Annotated in this window: 11 protein-coding genes; 6 read left to right on the top strand and 5 right to left on the bottom strand. The window is 61.3% G+C overall.

Features of this window, described 5'->3' with window-relative positions; genetic code table 11:
- The first annotated feature begins 241 nt into the window (after positions 1–241).
- Positions 242–1,195, top strand: a complete 954-nt coding sequence (locus IFT47_RS01330; protein WP_192171682.1) for an AraC family transcriptional regulator — start codon at positions 242–244, stop codon at positions 1,193–1,195.
- A 27-nt stretch (positions 1,196–1,222) separates the two neighbouring features.
- On the opposite strand, the gene IFT47_RS01325 is transcribed toward IFT47_RS01330, so the two are convergent.
- The gene (locus IFT47_RS01325) at positions 1,223–2,851 is read right to left on the bottom strand and encodes a 5-guanidino-2-oxopentanoate decarboxylase (protein WP_192171683.1); all 1,629 of its coding nucleotides are present in this window, start codon (positions 2,849–2,851) and stop codon (positions 1,223–1,225) included.
- Positions 2,852–2,998: 147 nt separating this feature from the next.
- Between IFT47_RS01325 and IFT47_RS01320 the strand changes: the two genes are divergently transcribed.
- Complete coding sequence (locus tag IFT47_RS01320) at positions 2,999–3,886, top strand: LysR substrate-binding domain-containing protein (protein WP_192171684.1); 888 nt, start codon at positions 2,999–3,001, stop codon at positions 3,884–3,886.
- Between the two features lie 458 nt (positions 3,887–4,344).
- Entirely contained in the window at positions 4,345–5,850 is a 1,506-nt protein-coding gene (locus IFT47_RS01315; RefSeq protein WP_192171685.1) for a DHA2 family efflux MFS transporter permease subunit, read from the top strand.
- 18 nt (positions 5,851–5,868) lie between these two features.
- On the opposite strand, the gene IFT47_RS01310 is transcribed toward IFT47_RS01315, so the two are convergent.
- Both IFT47_RS01310 and IFT47_RS01305 read right to left on the bottom strand, forming a co-directional pair.
- Positions 5,869–6,690, bottom strand: coding sequence for a cache domain-containing protein (locus tag IFT47_RS01310; protein ID WP_192171686.1), 822 nt, complete (start codon positions 6,688–6,690; stop codon positions 5,869–5,871).
- Positions 6,691–6,918: 228 nt separating this feature from the next.
- Positions 6,919–7,563 (bottom strand): TetR family transcriptional regulator, encoded by a 645-nt coding sequence (locus IFT47_RS01305; RefSeq protein WP_192171687.1) that lies wholly within the window; start codon positions 7,561–7,563, stop codon positions 6,919–6,921.
- Positions 7,564–7,819: 256 nt separating this feature from the next.
- Here IFT47_RS01305 and IFT47_RS01300 point away from each other — a divergent pair, with 256 nt between their 5' ends.
- Genes IFT47_RS01300 through IFT47_RS01290 form a run of 3 tightly spaced genes read left to right on the top strand, consistent with a single transcriptional unit; the run spans position 7,820 to position 13,581 of the window.
- Positions 7,820–8,980, top strand: coding sequence for an efflux RND transporter periplasmic adaptor subunit (locus IFT47_RS01300; RefSeq protein WP_192171688.1), 1,161 nt, complete (start codon positions 7,820–7,822; stop codon positions 8,978–8,980).
- 3 nt (positions 8,981–8,983) lie between these two features.
- Complete coding sequence (locus IFT47_RS01295; protein ID WP_192171689.1) at positions 8,984–12,118, top strand: efflux RND transporter permease subunit; 3,135 nt, start codon at positions 8,984–8,986, stop codon at positions 12,116–12,118.
- On the top strand, positions 12,115–13,581 hold the full coding sequence (locus tag IFT47_RS01290; protein ID WP_192171690.1) for an AdeC/AdeK/OprM family multidrug efflux complex outer membrane factor: 1,467 nt from the start codon (positions 12,115–12,117) through the stop codon (positions 13,579–13,581). The genes IFT47_RS01295 and IFT47_RS01290 overlap by 4 nt, the downstream gene beginning before the upstream one ends.
- An 82-nt stretch (positions 13,582–13,663) precedes the next feature.
- On the opposite strand, the gene pcaD is transcribed toward IFT47_RS01290, so the two are convergent.
- Positions 13,664–14,452, bottom strand: coding sequence for a 3-oxoadipate enol-lactonase (pcaD, locus tag IFT47_RS01285; RefSeq protein WP_192171691.1), 789 nt, complete (start codon positions 14,450–14,452; stop codon positions 13,664–13,666).
- A gap of 87 nt (positions 14,453–14,539) precedes the next feature.
- Entirely contained in the window at positions 14,540–15,829 is a 1,290-nt protein-coding gene (locus tag IFT47_RS01280) for an MFS family transporter (RefSeq protein WP_192171692.1), read from the bottom strand.
- Positions 15,830–15,834 lie beyond the last annotated feature (5 nt).

Below are 15,834 nucleotides of genomic sequence, written 5' to 3'. Positions count from 1 at the left end.
ATTACTGCCAGGTTATTGCCTGATTCTGCGCTGACAGGTTCATCGTTACGTCGGGGCTCGCCGCTCCGCCGCGTGATGCCCATGGACTTTCAAGCAACGATCCCAAGCGAACAGGGCACGTTCATGGCAACGCAACACAGCGGTAACAGAATCAGGCAAGCATCCGGCAGGATTCGCCTAACGCTTGCGCTTGCCCAAAAATAAGCTGTGCTGCATCAATGCTCTGTCAGAGGAATTCCCCATGTCGCTATCCGCTCTTGCGCCGTCCGCCCCGGATGCTCGACCTGTTGCCGAGCTGAGCGCGCAGATGACGCAACAGCGCGCCGAACTGGCGGAGCTGATCCGCCGTCATGCGCCCGCCGATGGCAGTTTCCAGACGGTGATCAAGCCGCTGTTCATGGTTCGCCACGATCATCCGTCGCAATCGGTGCCGGGGCTGGTGCAACCGGCGCTGTGCATCATGGCCCAAGGCCGCAAGGACGTGACGCTGGGCGGCGAGTTGTACACCTACGACCCGCTCAATTACCTGGTGCTGTCGGTGGCGCTGCCTATCAGCGGCAAGGTGATTTACGCGACACCGGAAGAGCCGCATCTGGCCCTGCGCCTGGAAATCGATCCGGTGGAAATCAACGCATTGATCGCCGAGGCCGGCCCGATGAGCGTACCGACGCGTCACAGCGGGCGCGGCATGTACGTCGAGCGGATCGATTCACAGCTGCTCGATGCCGTCATCCGGCTGATCCGCCTGCTGGACACGCCGAAAGACATTCCCATGCTCGCGCCGCTGATCAATCGGGAGATCCTTTACCGGCTTCTGCGTGGGAGCGAAGGGCACCGGCTGTATGAAATCGCCATCTCCAACTGCCAGACCCATCGCGTCACCCAGGCGATCAAGTGGCTCAACGACCATTTCCAGGAGCCGCTGAGGATTGAGGATCTGGCGAAGGAGGTAAACCTGAGCATCTCCACGCTGCACCACCGTTTCAAGTCCGTCACGGCCATGAGCCCGCTGCAATACCAGAAGCAACTGCGTCTGCAGGAGGCCCGGCGCTTGATGCTGGCGGACGGCCTCGAAGCGTCGGCCGCCGGTTACCGGGTCGGCTACGAAAGCGCTTCGCAGTTCAGCCGCGAATACAGCCGCCTGTTCGGCGCGCCGCCGTTGCGCGACCTGGCGCGGCTGCGCAGTACGGTTTGAAGCGCGCCGGTCAGTCAACGTAAACCGTCAGTCGAGGCTGCTCATCCAGCGCTGCTGATCGATCTCGATCAACGTCGGGCCGTCACGCTGACTGGCTGAGCTCAGTGCCGCCTTCAGTTGCTCAACACGGCCGACCGCCTCCGCGGCGCATCCCAGGGCTTTGGCCACACCGACAAGATCAGGCGTGAAAATGTCGACGCCGATGGGCTCGATGGCGCGGTTGACCATGTACTTCTTGATCTCTTCGTAGCCCTGGTTATTCCACAGCAGCACGACGATGGGCGTTCGCGCTTCCACCGCACTCGCCAGCTCGGACAGGGTGAATTGCAGACCGCCGTCGCCAATCAGACACACCACCGGGTTGGATTCTCCGGCGTCGCGGCTGCCCAGCCATGCGCCCACTGCAGCGGGCAATGCGTAGCCAAGGGTTCCGTAACCGGTTGATGAATTGAACCAGCGACGGGGCTTGTCGAGGTCCAGGGTCAGGTTGCCCGTGTAGACCGGCTGGGTCGAGTCGCCCACGATCACGGCTTCCGGCAGCACGTCGAGCACCGTCTGCAAAAACAGCGTCTGCCCACGGGTCGCATCGTCCCAGCCCGCCTCAAGACTTGCCTTCAGCGCGGCAACCCGCGCGGTGCCCCACTCCTCGCGGCGTGGCATCAGCACTTCGCTCGCCAGCGCATCGACCAAGGCCTCGGCGGCGTATTGAGCGTCAGACACCAACGCGACCGTCGGCGCGAAATGACGCACAGTCTGATCGGGGTCGATGTCGATGCGCAGTAACGCGCCCGGAATCTTGAAGTGGCCCTGAAAGGTGATGTCGTAGTCGGTCTCGGCCAGTTCAGTGCCGATGGCCAGCACCACGTCGGCACTTTCAATGACCTCACGGGTGGCATCGAGGGATTGCGTCGAGCCGATCAGCAGCGGGTGAGCGCTCGGCAGCATGCCTTTGGCGTTGATGGTCAGCGCGACCGGCGCGGCGAGCCGTTCGGCCAGACGCGTCAACGCCGGGGCGGCGTGAATGGCGCCGCCTCCCGCCAGAATCAGCGGCCGTTGGGCGGTGGCAAGCAAATTTGCCATTTGCCGGATCGCCGCAGGCGCCGGCCCTGCGCGACTCACCGATACCGGTGGGCTGTGCAGGGCATCGGCATTTTCCACCAGCACGTCCAGCGGGATTTCGATGTGCACCGGACGCGGCCGCGCCGTTTGGAACACCGCGAACGCCCGGGCCAGCACCGACGGCAGCTCGGCCGCTGACATCAGCGTGTGGGAGAACGCCGCGACGCCCGCGACCAGCACATTCTGGGACGGCAGCTCATGCAGCTTGCCGCGACCGCCTCCCAACTGACTGCGCGACTGTACGCTGGAAATCACCAGCATGGGGATCGAGTCACCATAGGCCTGACCCATCGCCGTGGTGATGTTGGTCATGCCGGGGCCGGTGATGATGAAGCACACACCCGGCTTGCCTCGCGTGCGCGCGTAACCATCGGCCATGAACCCTGCACCCTGCTCATGGCGCGGGGTGATGTGGGTAATCGACGAACCCGCAAGCCCTCGGTAAAGCTCGACCGTGTGCACGCCCGGAATCCCGAACACCCGCTCCACCCCGTAGCCTTCGAGCAACCTGACCAGCACTTCCCCGCACGTCGCCATGTGTCTGCCCCTTTTGTATGCCTTTCCCAACGCCACCCGCAATCTGCCAGGCTCGATAGGCGACCATTGAAGCTGCAGGGCCGTATCGACCACAACGCAAAAAATGTCATGCTTAGCCATGTCCTCAGCTCATGGCTCGTCCCCCCGATGAAACGCCTCCCGCCCCTGCCCGCTTTGCACACGTTCCTGATCACGGCGAAGTGCTGCAATTTCACCCGGGCCGCGGAGGTGCTGCATATCACTCAGGGTGCCGTCAGCCGGCAGATCTCCGGGCTGGAAATGCATCTGGGCTATCGTCTGTTCTATCGCGAGGCCCGAGGCTTGAGCCTGACCGCCCAGGGCCGCGAACTGCTGCCGCGCATCGAACAGGTGTTCAGCCTGATCGAAGAAGCGGTGGATCAGGTCGATGCCAAACCAAAGGCGCTGCGGATCAAGGCGCCGACCTGCATCAGCCGCTGGTTGTTGCCGCGCCTGATGCAGTGGCAGAAAGAGCGGCCTGACGTGCCGGTGCAACTGACCACGACCAGCGCCCATGCGGTGGATTTTCGGCGGGAAGAGTTCGACGCCGCCGTTGTGTTCGGCGCCCATCCGGGTGATTCCACTCACGTACGGCACCTCTTCGACGAACAACTGACACCCGTGTGCTCAGCGTCGCTGCTGGCGAGCAATCCCCTCTTCCGTCTCGCCGATCTGGAACATCACATGCTCCTGCACCCCACCCTCGATGAGCGTGACTGGGCACTGTGGCTGAAGGCCGCCGGGGCCAAGCTGATCAATGTCGCGCAAGGCCAGCACTTCGACACGATGGACCTGGCGATGACCGTCGCATCACAAGGGTCGGGCGTTGCCATCGGCGACTGGTCGCTGATCGGTGAAGACCTGAGCGCGGGGCGCCTGGTCATGCCGTTCGAGCTGAAAGTCCGGAGCGGCGCGGCGTATTACTTCGTGCACCCCAAGCGCGCCGAGGCGCCTTCCCCGCTTCAGGACCTGCTGGAATGGCTGTCGCTGCAGTCGGCTGAACGGCACACCGGTTGAGGGGCAGTGCCGGCTCTTCCCCAACGGCCCGGCTGATACAAACATTCAATCCTCATTGCCCGGCCCACCCGCCAATAGCGACCTACACTGACAGTGTCCGCTCTGAAACAGATGTCCTACCGGATCGAGGCAAATGTCATGAGAACCACAATAAAAAGACAGTGCGTTTATGTTGTCGCCGTTGCCGCTGTATTGAGCCTGTACGGCGCAGGTGCCTACCGAATCGAACAAATGCGGCAGACGCCCCGCATGGCGGTGGTCTGCACAATGGGACATTGCATGCCCACTGATGCAACGTTCAGCGCCCTTCGTTGACGGCAAAGGCCGGTCCGCGTAATGCGGGTCAACGTACTGCGAAAATCCCCACAGCCTGCTATCGATTAGCAAGCTAACGGACTAGACTTGGCACAAATTCCTGCGGGTGTTCAGCGGGTCAATCTGTCAGTCGAGTCCCTTCTGTGACGAGTCTTAGTCAACCCCGTCCGGACATCCGCAGCATTCTGTTCGCGCTGATGATGGCCGTATTTCTCAGTGCGCTGGATCAGACCATTGTTGCGGTCTCGATGCCGGCCATCTCCGCCCAATTCCAGGATTTCAACCTGCTTGCCTGGGTGATCTCCGCCTACATGGTTGCGCTCACCGTGGCCGTGCCGATTTACGGCAAGCTGGGGGATTTGTATGGCCGGCGCCGCTTGATGCTGTTCGGGCTGGCGACCTTTACCCTCGCCTCGCTGTTCTGCGCCATGGCGCAGAGCATGGAACAACTGGTGCTGGCGCGTGTGCTGCAGGGCATCGGCGCCGGGGGCATGGTGTCCGTGAGCCAGGCGATCATCGGCGACATCGTCCCGCCCCGGGAACGCGGTCGTTATCAGGGTTACTTCAGCGGGATGTACGCAGCGGCCAGCGTGGCGGGCCCTGTGCTCGGCGGCTTCATGACCGAGTACCTGTCGTGGCGCTGGGTGTTCATTATCAATCTGCCGCTGGGGCTGGGGGCATGGTGGGTGGCGCGCAAGACGCTGGTCGGCCTGCCGATTCCCCAGCGCAAACCGGTGATTGACTACCTGGGCACGGTGCTGATGATCATCGGCCTCACAGCCTTGTTGCTGGGCATCACCGAAATCGGTCAGGGCCACAGTTGGCGTGACCAGTCAGTGGTCATGCAATTGTCGGTGGCGCTGCTCGCGCTGGTGATTTTTGTGCTGTATGAACGGCGCACCCGTGAACCTCTGCTGCCCATGCACCTGTTCGCCAATCGCAGCGCGGTGCTCTGCTGGTGCACGATTTTCTTCACCAGCTTTCAGGCCATCTCGCTGATCGTGCTGCTGCCGCTGCGCTTTCAGACCGTCACGGGCGCAGGGGCCGACAGCGCGGCGTTGCACCTGATGCCGCTGGCTATCGGCATGCCCCTGGGCGCTTACTTCGGCGGCCGACGCACCTCGCTGACGGGCCGCTACAAACCGATCATCCTCACCGGCGCGGCATTAATGCCGCTGGCAATCCTCGGCATTGCCTTCACGCCGCCGCAGTCGGCCATTCTGACGAGCATCTTCATGGTCCTCACCGGCATCGCCAGCGGCATGCAGTTTCCGACCTCGCTGGTGGGCACGCAGAACTCGGTAGACGTCAAAGACATGGGTGTGGCGACCAGCACGACCAACCTGTTTCGCTCCCTCGGCGGCGCAGTCGGCGTGGCAACGATGTCGGCGCTGCTGCTGGCGATGCTTGCCGGCTCCGGCATTGCCCAGGTCGGCGGCAGTTCAATTGCGGGTGAAGGCTCTGGCAATTTGCTGATGGACAGCCTGCACGCCGCCAGCGGCCCGGCCCTTGAACTGCTGCGCGGACAGCTGTCGATGACCTTTCAGCACCTGTTGATGGGCAGCGCGGCGGTGTCGCTGCTGGGACTGTCCGCCGCGCTGGCGATGCCCAATAACCTGCTGCGCGGGCGGGACGACAAGGACCGGTAAACGAACCGGTCAGGGTGATCAGCCGCTGTAGTAACCCACCGCCACCATGAACTCACCGACCTTGCGCGCGTAGGCGTGCTTGTGTTCGATCTTGCTGGTGACCGGATTGCGCCAGCGGTATTCGTATTCACCTTCGGGCTGCTGCTTGACCAGCTCGAGCATCGGAATGCCGACCGGCTTGCCTTCCGGATCCTTGACCTTGCTGAAGTCGGTATTCACCAGCCGCAAGTTGGTGCCGTGGGCCACATAGCGTTTGGTATCGATGTTCACCACGAAGACGTACAGATCGTCCTGCAGAAATCCGCCCTTGAGGTCGTTGATCGCGCGGAGTGTGCCGTCCTTGTCCTGTTCCAGCGCTTTGGACGCCTTGTCGAGCAACGCCCTCGCCTGCTCGGGCGAAGCGCGGGGCAAGTAATAACCGACCGCCAAAACCCGATCGCCGATGCGTTGGAAATACACACGCTTGCGCTCAACCTTACCGTCGCGCCAGTTTTGCCAGCGATATTCGGCCTGCTGAACGCCGGCGCTTTCCGGCGTCTGCAGCACCTGCTTGAAGTTTTTTTGCAGCTCCGGATCGAGCACTGACGATACGTCGCGGCCGATCAACGCCACTGATGGCCCGCCACTGGCAAGCATGATCCCCTTGGTATCGGTGACGAAGACATAACGCTCGCCATCGACGAACTCGCCCTGACGGCTGAACTCGGCCAGCGCCTTATCCCCCTGGACGCGGTAACGGGCCACGGCTTTTTCCAGCAGCGCCTTGGCCGCTGCTGCTTCTTGCGCTTCATCCCCAGCGGCCCAGCCTTGCCCGATGCACAGGGCGGCGAGCGCACCCATCAGGAGTTTTCTGCCTACGTTTTTTGACACGACTGCCATCGCCCCGCCCCCACTCTTATTGGTTATGGGGCAAGCGTAGACGGGGGATTGCAATAGGGCAGCATTCGGCACTTCAATGGGTATCAGAGACTGGATGGTCGCCGAATCACCGGGCGCGCTGAGTAAAGCGAAGGTAAACCGCCTGTTCAGCGAAGGTCAGGCGCGGTATAGATAGAGGCCAAACGCCATTTAGTTCGACGAAATATCGCGTAACGCCGGGCTGAAGCGGAGCATGTCGAGGATGCCGTCGACCAGTCGCTCCGCATCGTCCTGCAGCGAAAAGCTCTCGGGCACCAGCAGCCACTGACCGATGATGCCGTGCACATAGGCATGCAGGCAGATCGCGGCGCGTTGGGGATTCAGGTCAGCGGGGAGCTGGCCTTGTCGAGAAGCATTACCGAGCGCCAGCGCAATTCGCTCGTTGGCGTCAAGCCAGACAAACTGACGCTGTTGCCGCATGTCACACATTTCGTCGGTAAATTCGAATTTATGAAACAGAATTTCATTGATGCGGCGGGTTTTAGGGTCGCTGGCAATTTGTTGAAACAAATGAGTGAGAAGCTTGCGCGTCCACCCCAGCGGATCAATTTCATCTTCGCTTTCGCTCGCCCTCGCCATTTCTTCGAGGGGCTCGTGCAGACTGTCGAGCATGGCCTGGACCAGATCGGCCTTATTGCTGAAATGCCAATAGATCGCGCCGCGGGTCACGCCAGCCAGGGCCGCAATGTCGGCGAGCGTCGTGCGGGAGACCCCTCGATCGTAGAAAGCCTGCTCGGCAGCTTCGAGGATCTGCTTGCGCGTTTCCTGAGCCTCTTCTTTCGTGCGTCGAACCATGGCAGTAAAAACCTCAATGAAAATGCCTCAGGCGCTCTGGTCGAGTGGCCTGCACAGCACGTCGGGCGGCCTTTGTGATGCCTTGTCCCGGACCTACAATCGATGCCCTCGGTGCGTTGGAGTGTCGCACTCGCGGGTGTTTACAAACAACCGTGAATGTAAGTATATTCATTAGCATCCTACTTATCTAGCTGGAATACTTTTCCTGCCCCCTTTCCACTTCCCATGAGTTCAGGCTCCTGACCCGAGGATCTTCATGCAATTCAAGCCAGCTGTTACCGTACTGGTCACTGCCGTCGCCCTGGCATCGCTGCTCTCCGGATGCAGCAAGAAGGAAGAAGCGGCCGCAGCACCACCGCCCCCTCAGGTCGGCGTCGTCACTCTGAAAACCCAGGCCTACACCCTGACGTCTGAACTTCCCGGCCGGACCACCGCGTTCCGTATCGCCGAAGTGCGTCCTCAGGTGAACGGCATCATCCTCAAACGCCTGTTCACCGAAGGTGCAGACGTCAAAGCCGGTCAGCAGCTCTACCAGATCGACCCGGCGATTTACCAGGCCACCCTGGACAGCGCCAAAGCCACCTACGAATCCTCAAACTCCCTCGCTGGCCGCTATAAGCAGCTGATCAACGAGCAAGCCGTCAGCCGTCAGGAATACGACACGGCGGTGGGTTCGGCTCGCGAAGCGAAGGCGGCGGTGCAGACCGCAGAGATCAACCTGCGCTACACCAAGGTCTACGCGCCGATCTCCGGCCGTATTGGTCGCTCGCTGGTGACAGAAGGCGCGCTGGTCAGCAATGGTCAGGCCGATGCGATGGCCACCATTCAGCAGCTCGACCCGATCTACGTCGACGTGATCCAGTCCTCGGCCGAAATGCTCAAGCTGCGTCGCGATCTGGAAAGCGGCAGGCTGCAGAAAGCCGGCGACAACGCCGCCAAGGTCAAGCTGGTACTCGAAGACGGCAGTCTCTACCCGATCGAAGGCAAGCTTGAGTTCTCCGAAGTGTCGGTCGACCAGACCACCGGTTCCGTGACCCTGCGCGCCGTGTTCCAGAACCCGGACCACACGCTGCTGCCAGGCATGTTCGTGCATGCACGACTGCAATCGGGCGTGGCCGAGAACGCGATTCTGGTTCCACAGCAAGGCATCACCCGTGACCTGAAAGGCACACCGACCGCACTGGTGGTGAACGCCGATAATAAGGTCGAGTCCCGCACGCTGGTTGCCAACCGCACCATCGGCAGCGACTGGCTGGTTGAGAAGGGCCTGAGCGCAGGTGATCGCGTGATTACCGAAGGGCTGCAATACGTCAAGCCAGGTGCTGAAGTGAAAGTGGCCGAAGCCACCAACGTCAATGCAGCTAACCCGGCCCCTGCCCCGGCAACTGATAAAGCCGCAGGCAGCAAAGGGGAGTAATTCATGTCGAAATTTTTTATCGACCGGCCGATTTTCGCGTGGGTAATTGCCCTCGTGATCATGCTGGTGGGGACGCTTTCGATCCTCAAGCTACCGATCAACCAATACCCGGCCATTGCGCCGCCGGCCATCGCGATCGCCGTGACCTACCCGGGCGCCAACGCGCAAACCGTGCAGGACACCGTGGTTCAGGTGATCGAGCAGCAGCTCAACGGCATCGACAACCTGCGGTATGTGTCGTCGGAAAGTAACTCCGACGGCAGCATGACCATCACCGCGACGTTCAACCAGGGTACCAACCCGGACATCGCTCAGGTTCAGGTGCAGAACAAGCTCAACCTGGCCACCCCGCTGCTGCCGCAAGAAGTGCAGCAACAGGGTATCCGCGTGACCAAGGCGGTGAAGAACTTCCTGATGGTCGTCGGTCTGGTGTCCGAAGACGGCAGCATGGGCAAGGAGGACTTGTCCAACTACATCGTCTCGAACATGCAGGACCCGATCTCCCGTACCTCCGGTGTGGGTGACTTCCAGGTCTTCGGTGCCCAGTACGCCATGCGTATCTGGCTCGATCCGGCCAAGCTGAACAACTTTCAGCTGACCCCGGTAGACGTCAAGACGGCCATCACTGCCCAGAACGTTCAGGTGTCTTCCGGCCAGATCGGCGGTCTGCCTGCGCTCAAGGGTCAGCAGCTGAATGCCACGATCATCGGTAAAACCCGTCTGCAGACCGCCGAGCAGTTCGGCAACATTCTGCTTAAGGTCAATCAGGATGGTTCGCAGGTTCGCCTCAAAGACGTCGGCAAAGTCGGTCTGGGTGGCGAGAACTACAGCATTGACGCGCAGTTCAACGGCAAGCCGGCTTCGGGTCTTGCGATCAAGCTGGCGACCGGCGCCAACGCGCTGGACACCGCCAAGGCGATTCGCGCCACCATTTCGCAGCTGGAGCCGTTCTTTCCGCCTGGCATGAAAGTGGTTTACCCGTACGACACCACGCCAGTGGTTCAGGAATCCATCACCGGTGTGGTTCACACCCTGGGTGAAGCGATCATCCTGGTGTTCCTGGTGATGTACCTGTTCCTGCAGAACTTCCGCGCCACCATCATCACCACGATGACCGTACCGGTGGTATTGCTCGGTACGTTCGGGATCCTCGCTGCCGCCGGTTTCACCATCAACACGCTGACCATGTTCGGGGTGATCCTTGCCATCGGCCTGCTGGTGGACGATGCCATCGTCGTGGTGGAAAACGTCGAGCGGGTGATGGCGGAGGACAAACTTTCGCCGCGGGACGCCACGATCAAATCCATGGAGCAGATCCAGGGCGCGCTGGTCGGTATCGCACTCGTATTGTGTGCGGTTCTGTTGCCAATGGCGTTCTTCGGCGGCTCCACGGGTGTGATCTACCGGCAGTTCTCGATCACCATCGTGTCGGCGATGGCGCTTTCGGTCCTGGTCGCGCTGATCTTCACTCCAGCGTTGTGCTCCACTCTGCTCAAGCCGATCGATCACGAGAAGCACGGGCAGCCGAAACGTGGATTCTTTGGCTGGTTCAACCGCACCTTCGACCGCAGCGTAGTCAGCTATGAGCGCGGCGTCGGCAACATGCTCAAGCACAAGATTCCGGCCTTCATCGTTTACGCGCTGATCGTCTGCGGCACCATCTGGATGTTCACCCGCATTCCGAGCGCGTTCCTGCCGGAAGAAGACCAGGGCGTCATCTTTGCCCAGGTGCAGACACCACCGGGCTCCTCGGCGGAACGTACGCAGACCGTCATCGACAACATGCGCAAGTACCTGCTGGAAGAGGAATCCGGCGCGGTCAACTCGGTGTTCACCGTTAACGGCTTCAACTTTGCCGGTCGCGGTCAGAGCTCCGGTCTGGCGTTCATCATGCTGAAACCGTGGGGCGATCGTGATGCCTCCAACAGCGTCTTCGAACTGGCCAAACGGGCGCAGCAGCACTTCTTTGGCTTCCGCGACGCAATGACCTTTGCGGTCGTACCGCCTGCGGTACTGGAACTGGGTAACGCCACCGGTTTCGACGTGTACTTGCAGGATCAGGGCGGCGTGGGTCACGCCAAGCTGATGGAAGCGCGTAACCAGCTGTTGGGCATGGCGGCACAGAGCAAGATTCTGGCGGGCGTGCGTCCGAACGGTCTTAACGATGAGCCGCAATACCAACTGGTTATCGATGACGAGCGTGCGCAGGCCCTGGGCCTGAGCCTGTCGGACATCAACACCACGCTGTCCATCGCCATGGGTGGCAACTACGTCAACGACTTCATCGACCGCGGTCGGGTCAAGAAGGTGTACGTGCAGGGCGATGCCAGTGCGCGGATGAAGCCGGAAGACTTGAAGAAGTGGTACGTGCGCAACACCGCTGGCGAGATGGTGCCGTTTGCCTCGTTCGCCACCGGCGAGTGGGTGTTCGGTTCGCCGAAGCTGTCCCGTTACAACGGTGTACCGGCCGAGGAAGTACTGGGTACTCCGGCGCCGGGTTACAGCACCGGTGAGGCGATGGCCGAGGTCGAGCAATTGGCGAAGAAGTTGCCGGCCGGCGTGGGTCTTTCCTGGACGGGTCTGTCCTATGAAGAGCGTCTGTCCGGTTCTCAGGCGCCCGCGCTGTACGCACTGTCCATTCTGATCGTGTTCCTGTGTCTGGCGGCGCTGTATGAAAGCTGGTCGATTCCGATCGCGGTGTTGCTGGTCATCCCGCTTGGGGTTATCGGTGCGCTGATCGCGACGAGCCTGCGCGGCCTTTCCAACGACGTGTTCTTCCAGGTAGGTCTCTTGGTGACGGTGGGTCTGGCGGCGAAAAACGCCATTCTGATCGTCGAGTTCGCCAAGGAGCTGCATGAGCAGGGCAAGGGCATCGTCGATGCAACCATCGAAGCCTGCCGGATGCGTCTGCGGCCCATCGTAATGACGTCCATGGCGTTCATCCTCGGTGTGGTCCCGCTGGCGATTTCCTCGGGCGCCGGTGCCGGTAGCCAGCATTCGATCGGTACAGGCGTAATCGGCGGTATGATCACCGCGGTTATTCTGGCGATCTTCTGGGTACCGTTGTTCTTCGTCTCGATATCCTCGATGTTCAAAGGCAAACAGAAACACACTCCACACGATGAGGCTGGCCAATGAGCAAGTCCCTGATCTCGCTAGCGGTCACCGCGTTCATTCTCGGCGGCTGCTCGTTGATCCCCGAATACAAGCAGCCCGCCGCACCGGTGCCGGCTCAGTTCCCGCAAGGTCCGGCCTATTCGCCGGCCCAGGCGGCGAATCAGGCGACGGCCGAGCAAGGCTGGCGTCAGTTTTTCCATGACCCGGCGCTGCAGCAACTGATTCAGACGTCGCTGCAGAACAACCGTGACCTGCGCGTCGCCGCGCTGAACATCGACGCTTACCGCGCGCAGTACCGCATTCAACGTGCGGATCTGTTCCCGGCCGTGGCAGCATCGGGCACCGGCACGCGCCAGCGCGTGCCGGGCGACCTGTCGCAAACGGGCGAGTCCGGTATCACCAGTCAGTATTCGGTGGGTCTGGGCATCAGTTCCTATGAACTGGATCTATTCGGCCGGGTGCGCAGCCTCAGTGAGCAGGCGCTGCAGACTTACTTCGCCGGTGAAGAAGGCCGTCGCAGCACGCAGATCAGTCTGGTCGCCAACGTCGCCAACGCCTATCTGACCTGGGAAGCGGACAAAGAGCTGTTGAAGCTGACCCAGGACACGTTGGGCGCCTTCGAAGAAAGCTTGCGTCTGACCTCTCGCAGCAGCGAAGTGGGTGTGGCCTCGGCGCTGGATCTGGCGCAGTCGCGCACCTCCGTCGAGAGCGCCCGCGTCAAGCTGGCCCAGTATCAGCGGCTGGTAGCCCAAGACGAGAACAATCTGGTGCTGCTGTTGGGCACCAGTCTGCCGGCCAACCTGCCCGCCTCGAAACCGTTGAGCGCTGACATGCTCAATGAAATGCCAGCGGGTCTGCCGTCGGAATTGCTGCAGCGTCGTCCGGACATTCTTCAGGCCGAATACAGCCTGAAAGCCGCCAACGCCAACATCGGCGCGGCACGTGCCGCGTTCTTCCCGAGCATCAGCCTCACGGCCAGTGCCGGTACGGCAAGCGGCGATCTGAGCGGTCTGTTCAAAGGCGGTTCGGGGACGTGGCTGTTCGAGCCGACGATCAATCTGCCGATCTTCAACGCGGGCAGTCTGCGCGCAAGCCTCGACTACTCGAAGATCCAGAAAGACATTGGCGTCGCCAACTACGAGAAGGCGATTCAGACGGCGTTTCAGGAAGTCTCCGACGGTCTGGCTGCACGCAAGACCTACACCGATCAACTCAAGGCGCAGACCGACTTCGTCAACGCCAACCAGGACTACTATCGTCTGGCCGAGCGACGCTATCGCATCGGGATCGACAGCAACCTGACCTTCCTCGACGCCCAGCGCCAGTTGTTCACCGCGCAACAGTCGTTGATCACCGATCGCCTGTCCCAGCTCAACAGCGAGGTCAATCTGTACCGCGCGCTGGGTGGCGGCTGGTACGAACAGACCCCGACCGGCGAGCGTCAGCCCACCGCGGGCGATGTGCCATCTACCCGCTTGTTCTGATACAACGTGCATGAAAAAACCCACCGATTGGTGGGTTTTTTTTGACCGTTTTCCAGGCTGTTTCAAGCAAAGACCACAGCGGTTACGCCAGCAAAAACTCCGTCACGCGCAGGGCGAAGACTTCACCCAGCTCGACGCTGGACAGGTGCGCGGCGTAATAGTCGGAGAGTTCGCTGCCGTGGATGTGGTTCTGCAGATAATGCCCGTCCGCCACGGTGGCGACGGCGTCATGGCTGCCGCAGATGATCAGCGTGGGCACGGTGATCGAACTGACTTGCTTGCGTAGATCGGCATCCCGAACGGCCGCGCAGCAGGCGGCGTAACCCAGCGGAGAAGTCGCCGCCAGCATGTCGGTGACGGGCGTGACCTTGTCGGCGTGCTGGCTGGCAAAGTCAGGGGTGAACCAACGCCCAACCGCGCCGGCGCCCATTTCCTTCATGGCCCGCTCACCGCCCTTCTCCACCTGGGCGATGCGCGGCGCCCACGTTTCCGTGTCGCCGATCTTCGCGGCAGTGTTGCACAGCACCAGCTTGTGCAGCCGATCGTTGGCATGAATGCCCAGCCACTGACCGATCAGGCCACCCATGGACAATCCGCAGAAATGCGCTCGGTCGATTTTCAACGCATCAAGCAGCGCCAGCACGTCTCGTCCCAGCTGCGAGAGGGTGTAAGGCCCTTGGGTGACGAGGGACTGACCGTGGCCGCGGGTGTCGTAACGCACGACGCGGAATGACTTGCTCAGCGCCGGAATCTGCGCATCCCACATGTGCAGGTCGGTGCCCAGTGAGTTGGACAGCACCAGCACCGGCGCATCCACCGGGCCATCAATTTGATAATGCAGTTCACCGTCTTCGAGTTGTACGAACGCCATGGCAGTCGCTCCGTGAAACACGTGGAATAAGTGTGATGAAGATGGACAGCACGCGCCCTGCAAGGACGCGCGCTCCAAGATCCGGGATCAGTGGTCTTCGTGGAGGTAAGCCGGCTTCTTCGGCAGGCGCAGGCTGAACAGGAAAGCAATCGCCATCATCGCGGTCACGTACCAGTAGAAGGTGTTTTCCATGCCCATGTTCTTCAGGCCCAGCGCCACGTATTCAGCGGAGCCACCGAAAATAGCGTTGGCCACGGCATAGGCCAGACCGACGCCCAGCGCACGAACCTGCACCGGAAACATTTCGGCTTTCACCAGACCGCTGATCGAGGTGTAGAAGCTGACGATGGCCAATGCCAGGGTGATCAGCACGAACGCGATGACCGGGCTGGTGGTGGTTTTCAACGTCAGCAGCAGCGGCACCGTGCACAGGGTGCCCAGCCCGCCGAACCACAGCATCGAGGCGCGGCGACCGATCTTGTCAGCGAGCATCCCGAACACCGGCTGCATGCACATGTACAGGAACAGCGCACCGGTCATGATGTAGCTCGCGACCTTGGCATCCATGTGCACGGTGTTGACCAGGTATTTCTGCATGTACGTGGTGAATGTGTAGAAAATCAGCGAGCCGCCGGCGGTGTAGCCTAGCACGGTGATGAACGCCGCTTTGTGATCGCGGAACAGCGCAGACATGCTGCCCGCGTCCTTGTTCTGACGCACTTCGGCGGTGGTGGTCTCTTTCAGCGACCGGCGCAGCACCAGCGAGATCACCGCCGCGACCGCACCGACCACGAACGGGATGCGCCAGCCGTAGGCTTTGAGCTCATCGGCACTGAGAAACTGCTGCAGGATGACCACGGTCAGCACGGCCAACAGCTGGCCGCCAATCAGCGTCACGTACTGAAATGAAGCGAAAAACCCGCGCTGCCCCCGCAACGCGACTTCGCTCATGTACGTGGCTGTGGTGCCGTACTCACCACCCACCGACAGGCCCTGGAACAGGCGCGCCATCAACAACAGAAACGGCGCCCAGGCACCGATCGACGCGTAGGTTGGCAGACAGGCAATGACCAGCGAGCCGGCGCACATCATCAGCACGGAAATCATCATCGAGTTTTTGCGGCCGTGCTTGTCGGCCACGCGACCGAACAGCCAGCCGCCGATGGGACGCATCAGAAAGCCTGCGGCGAAGACGCCCGCGGTGTTGAGCAACTGAACGGTCGGGTCATCGGAAGGAAAGAATGCAGGCGCCAAATAGATGGCGCAGAAGGCGTAGACGTAGAAGTCGAACCATTCGACGAGGTTGCCCGATGAGGCGCCCACAATTGCGAAGATCCGCTTGCGCCGCTCTTCTCCGGTGTAGTGAGTCGTTGTCATTATTA

Origin of the sequence: Pseudomonas sp. CFBP 13711 (assembly GCF_014842265.1) — a bacterium.
Lineage (GTDB): Bacteria > Pseudomonadota > Gammaproteobacteria > Pseudomonadales > Pseudomonadaceae > Aquipseudomonas.
The sequence above is the reverse complement of the archived record's forward strand: the minus strand, read 5'-3'. Positions and strand labels throughout refer to the sequence as shown.

What these genes read in the sequence shown, in the direction of transcription:
- IFT47_RS01295 (WP_192171689.1), top strand. Translation starts at nt 8,984, where the DNA reads ATGTCGAAATTTTTTATCGACCGGCCGATTTTCGCGTGGGTAATTGCC.
- IFT47_RS01325 (WP_192171683.1), bottom strand. Translation starts at nt 2,851, where the DNA reads ATGGCGACGTGCGGGGAAGTGCTGGTCAGGTTGCTCGAAGGCTACGGG.
- IFT47_RS01305 (WP_192171687.1), bottom strand. Translation starts at nt 7,563, where the DNA reads ATGGTTCGACGCACGAAAGAAGAGGCTCAGGAAACGCGCAAGCAGATC.
- IFT47_RS01280 (WP_192171692.1), bottom strand. Translation starts at nt 15,829, where the DNA reads ATGACAACGACTCACTACACCGGAGAAGAGCGGCGCAAGCGGATCTTC.
- IFT47_RS01300 (WP_192171688.1), top strand. Translation starts at nt 7,820, where the DNA reads ATGCAATTCAAGCCAGCTGTTACCGTACTGGTCACTGCCGTCGCCCTG.
- IFT47_RS01310 (WP_192171686.1), bottom strand. Translation starts at nt 6,690, where the DNA reads ATGGGTGCGCTCGCCGCCCTGTGCATCGGGCAAGGCTGGGCCGCTGGG.
- pcaD (WP_192171691.1), bottom strand. Translation starts at nt 14,452, where the DNA reads ATGGCGTTCGTACAACTCGAAGACGGTGAACTGCATTATCAAATTGAT.
- IFT47_RS01320 (WP_192171684.1), top strand. Translation starts at nt 2,999, where the DNA reads ATGAAACGCCTCCCGCCCCTGCCCGCTTTGCACACGTTCCTGATCACG.
- IFT47_RS01330 (WP_192171682.1), top strand. Translation starts at nt 242, where the DNA reads ATGTCGCTATCCGCTCTTGCGCCGTCCGCCCCGGATGCTCGACCTGTT.
- IFT47_RS01290 (WP_192171690.1), top strand. Translation starts at nt 12,115, where the DNA reads ATGAGCAAGTCCCTGATCTCGCTAGCGGTCACCGCGTTCATTCTCGGC.